Origin of the sequence: uncultured Maricaulis sp., from assembly GCF_947259345.1 — a bacterium.
Lineage (GTDB): Bacteria > Pseudomonadota > Alphaproteobacteria > Caulobacterales > Maricaulaceae > Maricaulis.
This window is the reverse complement of sequence record NZ_CAMYLS010000006.1, coordinates 49,719-65,864: the sequence shown is the minus strand read 5'-3', so window position 1 is coordinate 65,864 and position 16,146 is coordinate 49,719. Positions and strand designations below refer to the sequence as shown.

14 protein-coding genes are annotated in these 16,146 nt (G+C 63.9%); 4 read left to right on the top strand and 10 right to left on the bottom strand.

Going from position 1 to position 16,146, the window contains the following annotated elements:
* Positions 1-52: 52 nt before the first annotated feature.
* The 4 genes from Q0X62_RS03530 to Q0X62_RS03515 form a co-directional block, all read right to left on the bottom strand.
* Positions 53-1,768, bottom strand: a complete 1,716-nt coding sequence (locus tag Q0X62_RS03530) for an ankyrin repeat domain-containing protein (protein ID WP_297731693.1) — start codon at positions 1,766-1,768, stop codon at positions 53-55.
* Entirely contained in the window at positions 1,768-2,166 is a 399-nt protein-coding gene (locus Q0X62_RS03525; protein ID WP_297731690.1) for a BlaI/MecI/CopY family transcriptional regulator, read from the bottom strand. The genes Q0X62_RS03530 and Q0X62_RS03525 overlap by 1 nt, the downstream gene beginning before the upstream one ends.
* Positions 2,167-2,322: 156 nt before the next feature.
* Positions 2,323-3,057, bottom strand: a complete 735-nt coding sequence (locus Q0X62_RS03520) for a hypothetical protein (protein ID WP_297731687.1) — start codon at positions 3,055-3,057, stop codon at positions 2,323-2,325.
* Positions 3,041-3,544, bottom strand: a complete 504-nt coding sequence (locus Q0X62_RS03515) for a single-stranded DNA-binding protein (protein WP_297731685.1) — start codon at positions 3,542-3,544, stop codon at positions 3,041-3,043. Before Q0X62_RS03515 ends, Q0X62_RS03520 begins: the two co-directional genes overlap by 17 nt.
* 342 nt (positions 3,545-3,886) lie before the next feature.
* Here Q0X62_RS03515 and uvrA point away from each other — a divergent pair, with 342 nt between their 5' ends.
* Positions 3,887-6,760: an excinuclease ABC subunit UvrA gene (gene uvrA / locus Q0X62_RS03510; protein WP_297731681.1), complete on the top strand. Its 2,874-nt coding sequence runs from the start codon at positions 3,887-3,889 to the stop codon at positions 6,758-6,760.
* Between the two features lie 48 nt (positions 6,761-6,808).
* On the opposite strand, the gene Q0X62_RS03505 is transcribed toward uvrA, so the two are convergent.
* From Q0X62_RS03505 to Q0X62_RS03495, 3 genes are all read right to left on the bottom strand, one after another.
* Positions 6,809-7,864 carry a hypothetical protein gene (locus tag Q0X62_RS03505; RefSeq protein ID WP_297731679.1) on the bottom strand — a complete coding sequence of 352 codons (1,056 nt, stop codon included), beginning with the start codon at positions 7,862-7,864 and terminating at the stop codon, positions 6,809-6,811.
* Positions 7,865-7,962: 98 nt separating this feature from the next.
* A complete protein-coding gene (locus Q0X62_RS03500) occupies positions 7,963-8,841 on the bottom strand; it encodes a hypothetical protein (protein WP_297731678.1) in 879 nt (292 codons plus the stop codon).
* A 71-nt stretch (positions 8,842-8,912) separates the two neighbouring features.
* Positions 8,913-10,091, bottom strand: coding sequence for an energy transducer TonB (locus tag Q0X62_RS03495; protein ID WP_297731676.1), 1,179 nt, complete (start codon positions 10,089-10,091; stop codon positions 8,913-8,915).
* A gap of 118 nt (positions 10,092-10,209) precedes the next feature.
* Between Q0X62_RS03495 and trmFO the strand changes: the two genes are divergently transcribed.
* The gene (gene trmFO / locus Q0X62_RS03490; RefSeq protein WP_366946098.1) at positions 10,210-11,610 is read left to right on the top strand and encodes a methylenetetrahydrofolate--tRNA-(uracil(54)-C(5))-methyltransferase (FADH(2)-oxidizing) TrmFO; all 1,401 of its coding nucleotides are present in this window, start codon (positions 10,210-10,212) and stop codon (positions 11,608-11,610) included.
* Positions 11,611-11,628: 18 nt separating this feature from the next.
* Here the strand turns inward: trmFO and Q0X62_RS03485 are convergent, their stop codons facing one another.
* Entirely contained in the window at positions 11,629-12,324 is a 696-nt protein-coding gene (locus Q0X62_RS03485) for an SDR family oxidoreductase (protein ID WP_297731670.1), read from the bottom strand.
* Between the two features lie 67 nt (positions 12,325-12,391).
* Positions 12,392-13,213, bottom strand: a complete 822-nt coding sequence (locus tag Q0X62_RS03480) for a squalene/phytoene synthase family protein (protein ID WP_297731667.1) — start codon at positions 13,211-13,213, stop codon at positions 12,392-12,394.
* Between the two features lie 105 nt (positions 13,214-13,318).
* On the opposite strand from Q0X62_RS03480, the gene Q0X62_RS03475 reads away from it, so the two are divergent.
* The gene (locus tag Q0X62_RS03475) at positions 13,319-13,924 is read left to right on the top strand and encodes a superoxide dismutase (RefSeq protein WP_297731664.1); all 606 of its coding nucleotides are present in this window, start codon (positions 13,319-13,321) and stop codon (positions 13,922-13,924) included.
* Between the two features lie 74 nt (positions 13,925-13,998).
* Positions 13,999-15,279 (top strand): serine hydrolase, encoded by a 1,281-nt coding sequence (locus tag Q0X62_RS03470; protein ID WP_297731661.1) that lies wholly within the window; start codon positions 13,999-14,001, stop codon positions 15,277-15,279.
* A 184-nt stretch (positions 15,280-15,463) separates the two neighbouring features.
* On the opposite strand, the gene Q0X62_RS03465 is transcribed toward Q0X62_RS03470, so the two are convergent.
* Positions 15,464-16,072: a urate hydroxylase PuuD gene (locus Q0X62_RS03465; protein WP_297731658.1), complete on the bottom strand. Its 609-nt coding sequence runs from the start codon at positions 16,070-16,072 to the stop codon at positions 15,464-15,466.
* Between the last annotated feature and the right edge of the window lie 74 nt (positions 16,073-16,146).

Below are 16,146 nucleotides of genomic sequence, written 5' to 3'. Positions count from 1 at the left end.
CAAGGGAAGGGCAACCGCAGCTCGCGGCATGGCAAGATCAGGTCAGCGCGGCTCAGCGCGTGGGTTCACGATGCTCGGCGCCACGGCTCTCCAGCCAATTGACAATATCGGTGTGACCGATGCGACGGGCCTCGCTGAGAGGGGAGCGGTAGATATCGTGACCATCGCGACTATGCGCCAACACCGTCAGGGAAAGATCCGCACCGGCCGCCGCGAGGCGCTGGATCACATCGAGATGTCCCTGCTGGGCCGCGCCCACCATCGGTGTCTCGTCGCCAAGCACATAGCTGTCCGGATTGGCGCCGGCGGCCAGCAGCAAGACGACCGTCTCGAGCCGGCCATGCATCGCCGCGGCGATGAGGGCGTTGCCATCGCCGGAGAAGGCGGTTTCGACATCCGCACCGTTCGAAAGCAGGAGCTGGACCAGGTCGTCCCGTCCACGCGCGGCAGCCGCGATCATCGGGCTGCCATCGCCTTCGACACCGAGGTCCGGGTCAGCGCCAGCGGCCAGCAAGGCCTCGGCCGTCTCGAAGCTGCCGGACCGCATGGCCGCGATCAGGGCTGTCCCGTCACCGCTGAAACGCACATCCGGATTGGCGCCGTCCGCGAGCAAGCCACGGACCCGGTTGAGCTGGCCCCGGCGGGCGGCCTGGAAGAGATGGGCGTCCAGATCGAAGCTGTCATCGAGCCTGCGGGTGGGCGCGGACGCGGCAATGGTGGCGGTGGCGACAGCATGGCCTTCAAGCGCGCGGGCTTCACCGAATTGCGGCGTGAAGACCAGCGCGGTCACAGCCAGACCCGGCAGGAGGAGGGAAATGCGCATAGGAGTATCCTTTCTTTCGAGAGTATCGGGGGCGGTCAGGCAGCCGACGCGGTCGGCGAGGCTGGACCGTGTGGGCGTCGCCGCGAGGGCAAGCGAGGGCGTCCGGGTGCGGGCTTCGGCTGCATCCAGCAAGGCCAGGGCGAGCGTTCTCGGCGCCTGCGTGATGCGGGCGGCGTCGCGATCGCACAGGCTTTCCCGCGCAGCTTCCAGACGCGTCATCAGCGGTCGCAGGGGCAGGACCCACCAGAACAGGACTTCAAGGCAACGCAGGACAAGGACGGTCCAGGCATCGCCGCGGCGGGCATGAGCGATCTCATGCTCGAGCACGGGACGGGCGGCCTCGTCGAAACGAAACCCGCGAGGCAGGAGGATTTGCGGGCGCCAGTAGCCGGCCAGCAGAGGTGTCGACACAGCATCACTTTCCGCCATCGGCAGCGTGGCCGACAAGCGAAAGCCGGGTGGGCATGGCAGCCGCGCGGACCGAGTACGAAGCTGTTGAAGCGCCAGGAAATCGCGCAGGAGACGCAGGGCAAAGGCGAGGCTTCCCATTACCCAGATCACGGGCAAGGCAAAGCGAAGCGCGGCCAGGCCGCTCGCCATCGCGGTTGCCAGGAAGCCTGACTTCGGTACGGAAGCTTCGGCCGCTGCCTCATCGAGCGCCGCATCCTGTCGCTCGACCTCGACCATGTCCGGACCCGTGCCAGACAGCACGGTCGCCGCAGCGGGGTCAGCCGGGTTCGTCATTTCGGGCGGCGGGATCGGAGCCGCACGCAAGGCGAGGACAAACACCAGAGGCAGAACCAGAATCGCCGCCAAGGCGAGATCATGACGCTCTCGTACAAGATGCGACGGGGCGAAGCGGTGGAAACCGGCTACCAGCGCCACCAGGAGCGCTGCAGCCATGAAGACAGCCAGACCAGCGAGCAGGATTGGGGTGACCGGCATTATTCGCCCTCCCCGTCCGTCTGCCCGGAGCGCAGGACTTCGGCCCGCAGGGCTTCAATATCGTCAAGGGTGAGCTTTTCCTCGCGCACCAGGTGCTGAGCGAGGCTCTGGGTCGAACCGCCGAAGAGCGACCGGACCAAAGAGCCCAGCGCCTGGCTGCGGGCGCCGTCTCGGCTGAGCAAGGCCGTGTAGATATGCGCCCGGCCCGCCTTGCGAAAACCGACATAGCCCTTGTCCGTCATGATGCGGATAGTGGTCAGGACCGTGGTGTAGGCGAGGCCATGGTCTGCGCTTAGCGCATCGGTGATTTCGCGCACACTGGCCTCACCGCGATCCCACAGGACGGCGATGATGCGCTGTTCGGCTTCGGTGAGTTGCGGTGAGGCGGAGCGGGCCATCTACGAATTCCTTAGTTGATACGCCATGCCTCCCACGGGGCCGCAGCGCGATCAACTAACAAATTAGTAAGTGAGCCGGATTGCCAGTCTGGACGAGCGATGTGCTGGCAGACCAGAGCGAAAGCGGCGGGGCCTGAGGACCCGCCGCATCCCGGTCTATTCGCTCGCCGTGGCAGCGGCGACCGCATCCCGCATCATGGTCAGGTTGTTTTGCAGATTGGTGGAGATGCGCTGCTGCACGGACGGCCAGCGGCTTTCCACGATGAGCCATTCGTCTCCGGAGAGAGTTTGCTCATTGACTGCGGCGTAATAGGCGTTCGTGCCAAAGGAGCAGGCCCACCAAGGCGACGCCTGGCTGTTGAAGGCACTACCGCTCTCAATCACCTGCTCGATGGCTGCAATGGTCAGCTCGGGACGTGAGGCTATGACCTGCACCACCTCTTCACCGGCATAGGCGGAGGCTTCGTTGATGACGTCCAGCGCGGAGGAATCGAGACAGCGTGCCGCGTCATACATGGTCCGCGAGCGACCGAGAAAATAAGCCTGCACCGCGAAGGCCGGGTCCGATTCCGCAGTCAGCCTTGCCAGTTCGAACAGGAAAAAGGGCGGATTTTCATCGCGCGCCGTCCACAGCGTCTGGGCAACCTCGATGGTCCGCTCGGACGGCTGGTCCTGGAGCTGGTTGAGCAAGCCCAACACATCACCCCAGGCCATCTGGCCCACCACGAAATGAGCCTCGCCCTCGCCTTCACCCAGCGGCACGACCACCAATTCCGGTGACCGCTGATTGGGATCTTCGGCCGAATCCTGGGCGGACGCGCCAGCGGCAACCAGACCGGTCGCCAGCATGCCCGCCGTCAGGAGACGGTTCAGGCTAGAACGGAATTTCATCATCGAGATCTGCATTTCGGAAATCTTCCTTGGGGCCGTCCGAGGCGCGCTGACCGCCACCGGACCCGCCACCCGCTTCATCATAGCCGCCGCTGCTGCTGCCGCCGCCATAACCACCACCGGACCCGCCTTCATTGCGGCCGTCCAGCATGGTCAGCTCACCGCGGAAACGCTGCAGCACGACTTCGGTGGAGTATTTGTCCTGACCGTTCTGGTCGGTCCATTTACGGGTTTGAAGCTGGCCTTCAACGTAAACCTTGGAGCCCTTCTTGAGGTAATTCTCCGCGACCTTGGCCAGATTGTCGTTGAAGATCACGACCCGATGCCATTCCGTCTTCTCGCGGCGCTCGCCGGAGGACTTGTCGCGCCAGCTTTCCGAGGTCGCGACCGAGAGATTGACGACCGGATCGCCATTATTCATGCGGCGGATTTCCGGATCACGTCCCAGATTGCCGACCAGAATTACCTTGTTGACGCTTCCCGCCATCGCCCGTTCTCCATCCTTGCTGCGCGTCCCGTGAAGGGGGCAGCCCAGTGTTCACATTCTGTTCCGCAGGTCAATTCGCGCCGGCGAGTCACGCTGATTTGAGAGGAGGGGCGGCACAGAGTCCAGCCGAGGGAGTCAGACAGATCACAGATGCGGCTATCGCCCGCTCCTGCCACCGTCATGTCAGCTGCGTTCGGCTGCAGTGCTGGACCCGGCCGTTCTGGCGTCCTATCTCAACAGGACCGCGTTGTGCGCTGGACAGATCGCACGATGTTCCCCTAACGTTCCGGTATGGTTGCGATTCTCAACCGACAGGCGCGACCAATGAGGACAGGCTGAGGCATGGCGCTCGACAAAATCCGCGTGCAGGGCGCACGCGAACACAATCTGAAAAATGTTTCCGTCGAGCTGCCGCGCGACAAGCTGATCGTATTCACCGGCCTGTCCGGCTCGGGCAAGTCGTCCCTCGCCTTCGACACCATCTATGCCGAGGGCCAACGCCGCTATGTCGAGAGCCTCTCGGCCTATGCCCGCCAATTCCTGGAATTGATGTCCAAGCCGGACATGGACTCCATAGAAGGCCTCTCCCCGGCGATCTCGATCGAGCAGAAGACGACCTCGAAAAACCCGCGCTCCACCGTCGGCACGGTGACCGAGATCTACGACTATATGCGCCTGCTCTGGGCACGCGTCGGCATCCCCTACTCGCCCGCCACCGGCCTGCCGATCGAGAGCCAGACCGTCAGCCAGATGGTCGATCGCATGATGGCGCTGGAGGACGGGGCCCGTCTCTATCTGCTGGCGCCGGTCGTGCGCGGTCGCAAGGGCGAGTATCGCAAGGAATTCGCTGAATGGCTGAAGGCCGGCTTCCAGCGGGTCAAGGTCAATGGCGAATTCTATACGCTGGAAGACGCGCCCACGCTCGACAAGAAGTTCAAGCACGATATCGATGTGGTCGTGGACCGTGTGGTCATCAAGCCGGAGATCGAAAGCCGGCTCGCTGACAGTCTGGAAACCGCCTTGCGTCTGGCCGACGGTCTGGCCGTGGCCGAGTTCGCCGACCGGCAGGACGAGAAGGGCAAGCCGGAGCGGATGATCTTCTCGGAGAAGTTCGCCTGCCCGGTCTCCGGCTTCACAATCTCGGAGATCGAGCCCCGCCTCTTCTCCTTCAATAACCCCTTCGGGGCCTGTCCGAGCTGTGACGGGCTGGGCCAGTCGCTCAAGTTTGACGAGGATCTTGTCGTCCCCGATCGCGACAAACCGCTCTCCGATGGCGCCATCGCGCCGTGGAGCCGGGCGACCTCGAAACTCTACCAGCAGACGCTGCAGGCCCTGGCCGGACATTTCGGTGGCGACATGTTCCAGGCCTGGCGCGACCTGCCCGAACCCTTCCGCAAGATCGTCCTTTTCGGCACCAAGGAGAAGGTCACCTTCGTCTATGAGGACGGGCTGCGGAAATTCGAGACGCAAAAACCCTTCGAGGGCGTCATCCCCAATCTCGAACGGCGCTGGCGCGAGACGGACTCGAGCTGGGTGCGCGAGGACCTCGCCCGCTTCCAGTCGTCCCAGCCTTGCGAGACCTGCGGCGGGCGGCGCCTGAAGCCGGAAGCCCTGTGCGTGAAGATTGACGGCCAGGACATTGCCGACGCCGCCAAACTCTCCATCCGCAATGCCCGCGACTGGTTTGGCTCTGTCGAGGCGACACTGTCGCCCAAGCAACGGCAGATCGCCGAACGCATCCTCAAGGAGATCCGAGAACGCCTGAAATTCCTCGTTGATGTCGGGCTGGACTATCTCACCCTCGACCGCGCTTCGGGCACGCTGTCCGGCGGTGAAAGCCAGCGTATCCGCCTCGCCAGCCAGATCGGATCCGGCCTGACCGGCGTGCTCTACGTGCTCGACGAACCCTCGATCGGCCTGCACCAGCGCGACAATACCCGCCTGCTGGAGAGCCTGCGCGGGCTGCGTGATCTGGGCAATACGGTGATCATCGTCGAGCATGACGAGGAAGCCATCCAGACGGCCGATTATGTCGTCGATCTGGGTCCCGCCGCGGGCATTCATGGCGGAGAGATCGTCGCCGCCGGAACGCCGGGAGAGGTCACAAACAATCCGAACAGCCTGACCGGTCAGTATCTGCTCGGCACGCGCCGCATCGAAGTGCCAACCCAGCGCCGCAAGATCGACAGGAAGCGCACGGTGAAAGTCATCGGCGCGACCGGAAACAATCTCAAAGCCGTCGATGCGGAATTCCCGCTCGGCGTCCTGTCCTGCGTCACCGGCGTGTCAGGCGGCGGCAAGTCGACCCTGACCATCGAGACCTTTTACAAGGCCGCCGCTCGCAAGCTGCAAAAGGCCCAGCAAGTCCCCGCCCCGCACGACCGGATCGAAGGGCTGGATCGGCTCGACAAGGTCATCGATATAGACCAGTCGCCGATCGGCCGCACGCCGCGCTCCAATCCGGCCACCTATACCGGTGCCTTCACCCCGATCCGCGAATGGTTCGCCCAGCTGCCCGAGGCCAAGACGCGCGGCTACAAGCCGGGCCGTTTCTCCTTCAATGTGAAGGGCGGTCGCTGCGAGGCCTGCCAGGGCGATGGCGTGGTGAAGATCGAGATGCACTTCCTGCCCGACGTCTTCGTGCCCTGCGATGTCTGCCACGGCAAACGCTTCAATCGCGAGACGCTGGAGGTCCAGTTCAAGGGCAAGTCGATCGCCGATGTGCTCGACATGACGGTCGAGGAAGGCGCCGATTTCTTCAAGGCGGTGCCCGCCGTGCGCGACAAGATGGAAACGCTGAAACGCGTCGGCCTGGGCTATGTGAAGATCGGCCAGCCCGCGACCCAGCTCTCCGGCGGGGAGGCCCAGCGGGTCAAGCTCTCCAAGGAGCTGTCCAAGCGCGCCACCGGCAAGACACTCTATATTCTCGACGAGCCGACCACCGGCCTGCATTTCGAGGATGTCCGCAAACTGCTGGAAGTCCTCCACGAGCTGGTCGAGGCCGGCAATACGGTCGTGGTCATCGAGCACAATCTCGACGTCATCAAGACCGCCGACTGGCTGATCGATCTCGGCCCTGAAGGCGGTGATGGCGGCGGCGAGATCGTCGCGGTCGGCACGCCGGAGGATGTCGCCAAGGTCGAGCGCAGCTGGACCGGGCGTTACCTGGCACCGATGCTGGAGCGAGCGAAGGCGCTGCGGAAGAAGGCGGGTTAGCGCCTAGTCCGCTTCAGCTGCAACAGCGTCGGCAGACGGCGCGAGCCCCTACCCCTCGCTCGGCGACGCCCCCATCGGATGGCCGGCCGCAAGCGTCGGCGCATCCGAGGCTTCACCGTCACCGCCACTGCGGGCACGGACAGCGTTATAGGCGCCGACCGAATGCCAGACCGCAGTGAAGACGACTTGGATGACGTACATGACCCCGAAGCTGATCAGGAGGCTGACGACGGTAAGCGGGTCGCTGAACCAGGCTTGCAGGCTGGCCAGGGCGGCATCCGGATCGACATGCTGGCCCTGCTCTGCCAAGTCCACAAAATCGATGATCATGGGCAGGAAGGCGGCCAGGACAACAAGCTGGACGATGCCGCCGAGTACGCCGCCAACAACCGCCATGAGCGCCCAGACGACGATATAGGTCAGCAGCATGTGCCAGAAGACGCCATTGGTCGCCTCCCAGCTTTCGAAGAAGCGCAGGCGGCCATCGAGAACCGTCAGGGCGGGCGCCGAAGCCAAGCGGATGGCCAGCATGGTCAGGCCGATCAGGATGCCGAGGAAGGCGAGGAAGATCAGCAGGCCGGCGCCCAGGCCCAAGGCAGCGTTGTCGCCGCCGCCCTGGACCATGAAGATGGCCCCGACGCCGAACACGCCCAGCACGGCGACAACCCCGAAATAGGCCGCTATCGCGATCACGATATAGAGGAGATTGACGCCGATCAGACGAAACTCGTCACCGCCCAGTCGCAGCGGAATGACCGGCTTGATCTCGCCCTTGGTGAGAAAGCGCAGCCAGGCGGCCTGGTACATCACCGTCAGGAGAATACCCAGCGGGATGATGAGGAAACCGTAAGACAGGAAGGGCAGCACAGTATCGAAAACCAGCTCCAACGCCTCGGCATCGCTGAGACTGCCGGCCGCATCCGCCTCGATCAGCTGGAAGAGATTGAGATAGGCGGGCCCCATCACCATCGCGGAGAGGGCCAGCAGGGCGAGCGCGCACAGCGCCTGCACGAAAATCAGCCAGATCGCGCCGCCCGGCTTTTCACCGAAGCGGATAAAGAACCAGAAAATCCCCTTGCCGATATCAAAACTCTGCGTCGCCATGATCAGTCCCTCCACTGCGTCACGATGATCGCATCATGACGCAGGCAGGAAAAATCACCAGCGGGAACCGGCGAAGCCTTGTCCCGCCCGGTCCCGGCCTAGCTGCGCGCGCGATAGAACTGCGCGTAAAGGCCTGCCATCACGGGCAAATTCACAATCGAGAACAGGCCGGCAATGCGCAGATACTCCGGAATGCGGGCAAATACGCCCTCGGTGACCATGACGTCGCCGACCGAGACCGGCGTCAGGAGCGGGCGGTGATCGAGCGCCAGGCAAAGCGCTTCATAGAGCGCCACTTCCACCCCGATGAGCGGCAGACCAGCCAGTGCCATGGCCCCTAGAATACGCCAGGCCTGGCCCTCGCTGAGTGTCCAGACGGACAGGACGCGCACACGCTTTTCCGTAAAGGTCGCGGGAAATGACAGGGAGAGGCGGGCCACCAACCAGGCGACCAGTAAAAAGGCCACCATATTGACCGCAAAGGCTGCGACCCAGTCCGCAGTCCCCATATAGCTCATCGCCATCGGCAGATCGAAACCGGCGGTTTCCGGGTCGATCCCCGCACCCTCCACAGCACCGCCGGCAATCGTCGTAAAGACGACAAAGGCGAACATCGCCGCCAATAGCGCCACGATCAGCACCAGCGCCGCATTGAGCAAAGCGACCAGAAAGAAGCGCCACTCATCACCGGATAATTGCAAACCGAGCTGGCCGCCATATTCATCGCGAACGGCGAGCCGGAAACACATCGCGGAAAAGGCCAAACTCCCCACCGTCGCCGCGATCATCACGGTCGCATCGAGAGTCAGCCAATACCCGTCCAGCGGGGCCGCAAGCGCCTTCTGGACCAGCCAGAGCTGGATGGAATAGGCCAGCGTGAAGGGCAGACCGGCCATCACGAAACGCGGCCAATGGGCGATCAGCAAGGCATAGGCCTTGGCCACGCTGGGCAGGACGGGAATGGGCTGGCTCGACATGACGTCTCCGATCACTTCGACGCCAGAGATACCGCCCTGCCCGCAAGGATCAAGCGCGACGCGCGGTCGCGCTAGCGCGCCATGCGGAAGTCGAAGCGGGTTTCCACGCCCTCGCGCCGCACCGGTTCGCCGTCGCGCGTCGCCGGTTCGTAGACCCAGTCCTCAATCGCGTCGATCGAGGCCTCGTCGAAGATTTCCGGCGGGAAGGAGCCTGTCACCTCGATCGCGTCGGTCCGCCCTTCCTCGGTGACCGCGAAAGTCACGTAGACCACGCCATCAATATCCGAGTAAGCGGCGTCTCTCGGGTAGTCCGGGTTCCGGCGGCGGATTGGAGCCGCATCACAACAGACCGTCTCCGCGTCTGCTTCATCGGCCAGCCCATCATCGGCTGCGGCCTCGACCTCCCGGTCCAGATAGCGATCGCTATGAAAGGGGTTGGCCGCGAGCCGCGCGTCCAGCCGCGCGAACGCCGCCGCTTCCCGATCAGCGTCATCCTCATCATACAGGTTGAGACGTGCCGATGTGGTCGCAGCCTGCAAGGTTCGCAGATCCGGATGCTCCGGCGCGACCTCTTCCATGACATCCAGCGCCACATGCAGCGAATAGGTCGCGCGCTCGAAATCCTGATCGAGCGTCTGGGCCACACCGGCATAGAACAAGGCCAGCGCGTAGCTGACATTGGGCGCCTCCAGCTCGGCTTCAAAGGCTTCGGCCGATTGTATGGCCGCATCTCCCGCATCGCCGATACGTCCCCGCCCCATGGCGAGAGCCGCACGCGTCAGGAAGGCGACACCGGCGAAATCCGACGCAGCGCCGAGGTTGCCATCCAGCTCTTCAAGCGCATTCGCGGCGCGGCGCGCGCACGCATAGGCGTCATCGCGATCCTCGATTTGCAGTGCGAACAAGGCCGCGTTATGCCACCGCCACGCGCGCTCCACGGCACTTCCGCCCGCCCTGTCAGAGAGCCGTGCCGCCTCTCGCCAGGCGCTCTGGGCTGTCTCGAAATCCTGGTTGAGGGCCGCGCCATAGCCGTAATTCTCGGCCAGCGTCGCGAGCGTGGTCAGGTCGATATCCGCGGCTGTTCCGGCCTCATAGGCCCGACGCGCATTCTCCAGGACCGCCGCGGCGTCGCCCGCCCGCATCGCGGCCTCGAAGGCGAGATAGGGCTCGGTCACGGACTCTGGCAAATTCTGGGCAAGCGCATCAGCACTCAATACGAGCGCAGCCAGCGCACCAATCAACCACTTCATGAAACAACCCCCTGTTGCAGGAATTTATCCTTCCCGACGCCAGACCCGTCAACCCGCTCGCCCCCGATTGTCCCGCCCCTGCCCCAGCCCGCTTGACTTCAACGCGCCCGGGTTCGATATGCCGCGCATGACAGATCAAGCGATGAAACCCGTTCACGTCATCGGCGGCGGCATGGCCGGTTCCGAGGCCACCTGGCAGCTCGTCTCGAAGGGCGTGCCCGTCATCCTGCATGAGATGCGCGGCGTAAAGGGCACCGATGCCCACCACACGGACGGGCTGGCCGAGCTGGTCTGCTCCAACTCCTTCCGCTCGGATGATCACCGCACCAATGCGGTCGGCCTCCTTCACGAGGAGATGCGCCGTCTCGACTCGATCATCCTGCGCCAGGGCGATGCCGCCCGCCTGCCCGCTGGCGGCGCACTGGCGGTGGATCGCGACGTCTTCTCGCAGGCCGTCACGAAAGAGCTCTCCGAGCATCCGCTGGTCACCATCAATCGCGAGGAAGTTCCCGCCCTGCCGCCGGAAGACTGGGACAGCGTCATCATCGCCACCGGCCCACTGACCTCGGAAAGCCTGTCCGAAGCGATCCTCAAGCAGACGGGCGAAGGCGAGCTGGCCTTCTTCGATGCCATCGCGCCCGTCGTCTATCGCGACAGCGTCAACACCGAGAAAGCCTGGTTCCAGTCGCGCTATGACAAGGGCGAGACCGAGGCCGAGCGCAAGGCCTATCTCAACTGCCCGATGGACAAGGACCAGTATGAGGCCTTCATCGACGCCCTGATCTCGGCCGAGAAGACCGAGTTCAAGGAATGGGAGGCCAATACCCCCTATTTCGACGGCTGCCTGCCGATCGAGGTGATGGCCGAGCGCGGTCGCGAGACACTGCGCCACGGCCCGATGAAACCGGTCGGCCTGACCAATCCGCACAATCCGACCGTGAAGCCCTGGGCCATCGTCCAGCTGCGCCAGGACAATGCGCTGGGAACGCTGTTCAACCTCGTCGGTTTCCAGACCAAGATGAAATACGGCGCCCAGGGCGAAGTCCTGCGCATGATCCCGGGCCTGGAGGAGGCGCGCTTTGCCCGTCTCGGCGGCATTCACCGCAACACGTTCCTCAATTCGCCGAAACTGCTTGATGCCCAGTTGCGCCTGAAGAGCCAGCCGCGCCTGCGCTTTGCTGGCCAGCTGATCGGGGTGGAAGGCTATGTCGAGAGCGCCGCCATGGGCTTGCTCGCGGGACGCTATGCGGCTGCGGAACGCCTCGGCGGCAGCCTGACCCCGCCACCGGCAACGACCGCGCTGGGCGCGCTGATCGGCCATGTCACGGGTGGCCATCTGGATGCCGGCAAGGGCTCTTTCCAGCCGATGAATGTCAATTTCGGCCTCTTCCCGCCCATCGAACAGCCCACCGTCGATGCCGAGGGTAACCGCATCAAGGGCAAGGCCAAGACCCCGGCCCGCAAGATGGCGATGTCGGAGCGAGCCTTGAATGATCTTGAAGCCTGGAAGGCGGGCTAGGCCGGATAGCCGGTCTTGCTACCAGGGCAAGTCCTGGCCGGAGACGTGGTAAAAGCGTCCACTCATCACCGGATTGCCATAGGCGCGGGCGATGAGATCGAGCTGCCCGGAGACGGATTCCGGCACGGTCAGCTGTCCGTTGGGACCGCCCATATCCGTTTTCACCCAGCCGGGATGCAGGATGAGCACGACAATGCCCTTATCCTTCAGATCGATGCTGAGTGATTTGCCGACCGCGTTGAGCGCCGCCTTGGAACTGCGATAGCCATAGCCGCCGCCGCTCTCATTATCGCGCACCGAGCCCATGCGTGAGGATTGCAGCGCGATCACCTTCATCTCCGAGGCCTCGACCTGGCCAACGAAGGCCTCGACCAGCGCCAGCGGCGCGATCGTGTTGACCCGGAATTCCTGCAGCATCGCCTCGCCGGCCGCCTGGCCGAATTTGCGCGTTTCCGGCGCCATCATGCCGGCATTGGCGAAGAGGAGATCGATCGGCCCCGTCACCCCTTTCGCAAGCGCTTCGGCACTCGCCGGATCGGCGGCATCATAGGCATGGATGTCCAGCTTGCCCTCGCCCACCGGAAGGGCTGCCAGCTCCGTGGCCGCGTCCGGATTGCGGACGGCAGCGCTGACATGCCAGCCGCGCTCGAGCAATTGCCGGGCATGTTCCAGCCCGAGTCCGCGATTGGCTCCGGTGATGAGCGCATGATGCATAGGTCGTCTCCCTGGTTGGCGCCATGTTGGACGCGAGGCGGGTCTGTGTGCAAGAGGCTGACGCGGTCTATCGACCGGTCAATGCCAGCCAGGTCAGTCGCAGGCGACGGCTCAGCGGATTGATGTCCGGCGCCAGCGCATAGGGATTAACCGGCAGACGCGCGAGATGGGTTGCGGCGAGGCGGCAATAGCCGATAGCCGGCACCGCTTCGGCGGGGACGGGCCCGGCCTTGGCCAGAGCCTCGCACGCCGCCCGCGCAGCGCCGATCACGCCCTGACGCGCTTCGGCGACCTTTGCCTCGCCAAGCCCCTGCGCGAGCATGGCCGGCGTCGCCCCCACAGCCCCCAGGGCGTCACCGCCAACCGGTGCCCGACCGATGCGAGCCCGAATGGGAAAGGCCCGCAGCAGGCCGGTCAGTCCCCAGGCACGCCCGGCGGCTGTCACGGTGTCGTCGGACAGGCTGCCTTGGGCATCGAGCGCTTTCAGAGCCAGTCGCGCCAGGCACCCTGCCGTGTTGTCGACATAGGCGAGAATGTCATCGAGATCGGTAAAGGGACGCGCCGCGATATCGTCGAAACGCGCCTCGATCAGCGGTGAGATATCATCCAGGCTGATCCGGCCAATCAATGGCGCCAGCCCTTCGGTCACGTCATGGCGCCGCACTTTCTGTGGCGAGGCAAAGAGATCCGCAACGGCATCCCGCCACCAGGTCAGTTTCATCTCCCCGATCAGGCTTTCCGAACTGCTGTCGGCAATCCGGCCCAGCTCGAGATTGAGCCCGTACAGTGCCAGGAGGCCGGCCCGCTGCTCCGGCTGCGCAAAGAGCGCGCACAAATAGCGGTCCGGGTCCGCGCTGTGCAGCAAGCTGTCGATTTCTTTGCCTGTCATGCGTCTCCCCGGTGGACATGGCCGCAATCCACACCATATGTCCGGTCATGAAAACGGCCCAACCGGCCCCCATCCTTCCCGACTTCGTCACTGCAAGAGGTACTCATGGCTTTCACCCTGCCCGATCTTCCCTACGCCAAGGACGCGCTGGCTCCCCATATCTCCTCCCAGACGCTCGATTTCCACCATGGGAAGCATCACAACGCCTATGTCGGCAAGCTCAACGGCCTCGTGGATGGCACCGATCTGGCCGCCCTGTCACTGGAAGACGTGATCAAGGCCACGGCGGGTGACGCCAGCAAGGCGGGCATTTTCAACAATGCTGCCCAGATCTGGAACCACACCTTTTACTGGCAGTCCATGCGTCCCAATGGCGGCGGCACCCCGACCGGCGACCTGGCGGCCATGATCGACCGTGACTTCGGTTCGCTGGACGCTTTCAAGACGGCCTTCGCCGATGCCGGTGCGACCCAGTTCGGGTCCGGCTGGGCCTGGCTGGTTCTGGCCAATGGCAAGCTGGAAGTGCGCAAGACGCTGAACGCCGAAACCCCGCTGACCGAGGCGGGCGTCACCCCGCTTCTGACCATGGATGTCTGGGAGCACGCCTATTATCTCGACTTCCAGAACCGTCGCCCGGATTACATCTCGACCTTCCTCGACAATCTGGTGAACTGGGAATTTGCGGCTGAAAACCTCGCCGCCGCCCAATAAGGCCCTCGTCAGAGCGCCGCTCGCGTCCTAACCTTCCCCTCGGTCGATAAACACTATCCCGAAGGGAAGGTTAGATGGCGTTCAAACAAGCCATGGCAGCGTTCGCGCTGGCCACGACGGCACTCATGGCCGTCACCGCGCCGCTACAGGCGCAAGACATCCACACCGTCGAAAATCCTGCCGCGCTGGGCTTTGACCCGCACGCGCTCTCCTTGCTGGACGCGCGGCTCGACGCGCTCGCCGCAGAAGGCGCGCGTCCGGGCTATGCTGCGATCATCGCGCGGGGCGAGCAGATCGCCTTTGTCTCCGAAGCCGGAGAGGCCGACCTGGAGGCCCACACGCCCTTCACCGTCGACACGCCGGTGCGCATTGCGTCGATGACCAAGCCGGTCACGGCCTTCGCCATCATGATGCTGGTCGAACGGGGCGAAATCGCGCTGGGCGATCCGGTCAGCAACTATATCCCGGCCTTTGCCGATGTCCGCGTCGCCAGCTCCCCGATGGCCAATGAGGCTGGCGAGATCGAGACCCGGGCACCGGATACGGTGATGACGATCGAACACCTGCTCACCCACACGGCCGGGCTGGGCTATATCTTCGAAGCCGAAAGCGATCTCGGCCAGCTCTATCTGGAAAACTCCATGTATGAGGGCGACGGCGATCTCGCCGTCCGGGTCGATCGCCTCGCCGAACTCCCGCTCTACGCAGACCCCGGCGACCGCTGGATATACTCCTACAGTCTCGACGTTGCCGGCCGGGTGATCGAAGTTGTCTCCGGACAGCCGCTCAACACCTTTCTCGACACTGAGATTTTTGCGCCGCTGGGCATGGATGATACCGGCTTCTTCTTTGACGATGTCGACTTTAGCGAAGCCGAGCTGGCTCCGCTCTATATCCATGACGAAAGCGGCGAGATGGTGCCTTACGAATTCGGCAATCCGACCTGGCCGTCGGGCGGTGGCGGCCTGGTTTCCACCGCATCGGACTATATTCGCTTCGGTATGATGCTGGCCAATGGTGGCACGCTCGGCGACGTTCAGCTGATCGCGCCGGAGACGTTCGCCGTCTTCTCACGCCCGCACACGACGGCGGACCAGCTTGGCGAAGGCTGGACCGGTCGCGCCTTCGCCCTGGGCATGGACATTGTCCTGCCTCCCGCCGAGGGCCAGCGGCCTGCCGGCGTGCCCGGCGATCTGAGCTGGGGTGGCTTCTTTGATACGGACTTTTTCGTTAGCCCACAGACGCGCACCGCAGCCGTGATCATGACCCAGATCCAGCCGTCCCAATACCGGCCCGAGCCGCGCACCCTGCGCGAGTTCCGCCCCCGCGTTTACGCCAGCTTCGCCTTCGACTGAGGGCGATGGACAATCACGCAATCTGTGGCGACGGAAATCCCGGGTGAATGGCGTTGGACAGGGGCAACGGGTCGCAATCCCTCCCTGTCTCGCCGACCCGGCGCTCACGTACCCCCGAACGTGAACAGGGCCCGCCATGTCCCGGCGGGCCCTGAATCTTTCCGACTTACCTGTCAAAGATGCGTCAGCCGAACACCGTCTGTGCCATGGCCATCGCGATCAGCATCGGGAAGGACAATAGCGTGTTGGTGCGCGAGAAGAGCATCGCCGTACGGGCGGCCTTCGGCTTGGCCTCGGCATCGGCCTCGACCATGCCCAGCGCGATCTTCTGATTGGGCCAGATCACGAACCAGACATTGATCGCCATGATAATGGCCAGCCACATGCCAATTCCGACAAAGGAATATTGCGGCGTGTAGACATCGGAGACGAGGCCCAGGCTGAGCACTTCCATGGAATAGCCGCGCAGCCCGGCCACGGTGAGGCCGGTGAGAACCGTAAAGGCCGCGCCCCAGCGGAACCAGAACAGGGCCGCCGGTGCGATCACCTTGCCGATCGCCGGCTTCTGCTCGTCCGGGATGTTCGGCATGTTCGGGATCTGCACGAAGTTGAAATACCAGAGCAGACCGATCCACATGATACCGGCGACGACATGAGTCCAGCGCGCAAAAGCCTGCCAGAAAGCGCCGTCCAGCGCGATCGCACCGGACATTACATAAGCGCCAAGATAGATTGCGGTGAGCACGAAGGAGACGATTACCGTCGTGCGCAGATTGCTGAGAATTCCAGCCATTTTTCCCTCCCCTTTGGCAGAATCACCCTGCCTGTGGGGAGAAATTACACCAGAACTCGCGTCTCACGATAGGG

What these genes read in the sequence shown, in the direction of transcription:
- Q0X62_RS03465 (WP_297731658.1), bottom strand. Translation starts at nt 16,072, where the DNA reads ATGGCTGGAATTCTCAGCAATCTGCGCACGACGGTAATCGTCTCCTTC.
- Q0X62_RS03470 (WP_297731661.1), top strand. Translation starts at nt 13,999, where the DNA reads ATGGCGTTCAAACAAGCCATGGCAGCGTTCGCGCTGGCCACGACGGCA.
- uvrA (WP_297731681.1), top strand. Translation starts at nt 3,887, where the DNA reads ATGGCGCTCGACAAAATCCGCGTGCAGGGCGCACGCGAACACAATCTG.
- Q0X62_RS03505 (WP_297731679.1), bottom strand. Translation starts at nt 7,864, where the DNA reads ATGGCGACGCAGAGTTTTGATATCGGCAAGGGGATTTTCTGGTTCTTT.
- Q0X62_RS03495 (WP_297731676.1), bottom strand. Translation starts at nt 10,091, where the DNA reads ATGAAGTGGTTGATTGGTGCGCTGGCTGCGCTCGTATTGAGTGCTGAT.
- Q0X62_RS03480 (WP_297731667.1), bottom strand. Translation starts at nt 13,213, where the DNA reads ATGACAGGCAAAGAAATCGACAGCTTGCTGCACAGCGCGGACCCGGAC.
- Q0X62_RS03525 (WP_297731690.1), bottom strand. Translation starts at nt 2,166, where the DNA reads ATGGCCCGCTCCGCCTCACCGCAACTCACCGAAGCCGAACAGCGCATC.
- Q0X62_RS03515 (WP_297731685.1), bottom strand. Translation starts at nt 3,544, where the DNA reads ATGGCGGGAAGCGTCAACAAGGTAATTCTGGTCGGCAATCTGGGACGT.
- Q0X62_RS03520 (WP_297731687.1), bottom strand. Translation starts at nt 3,057, where the DNA reads ATGAAATTCCGTTCTAGCCTGAACCGTCTCCTGACGGCGGGCATGCTG.
- trmFO (WP_366946098.1), top strand. Translation starts at nt 10,210, where the DNA reads ATGCCGCGCATGACAGATCAAGCGATGAAACCCGTTCACGTCATCGGC.
- Q0X62_RS03485 (WP_297731670.1), bottom strand. Translation starts at nt 12,324, where the DNA reads ATGCATCATGCGCTCATCACCGGAGCCAATCGCGGACTCGGGCTGGAA.
- Q0X62_RS03530 (WP_297731693.1), bottom strand. Translation starts at nt 1,768, where the DNA reads ATGCCGGTCACCCCAATCCTGCTCGCTGGTCTGGCTGTCTTCATGGCT.
- Q0X62_RS03500 (WP_297731678.1), bottom strand. Translation starts at nt 8,841, where the DNA reads ATGTCGAGCCAGCCCATTCCCGTCCTGCCCAGCGTGGCCAAGGCCTAT.
- Q0X62_RS03475 (WP_297731664.1), top strand. Translation starts at nt 13,319, where the DNA reads ATGGCTTTCACCCTGCCCGATCTTCCCTACGCCAAGGACGCGCTGGCT.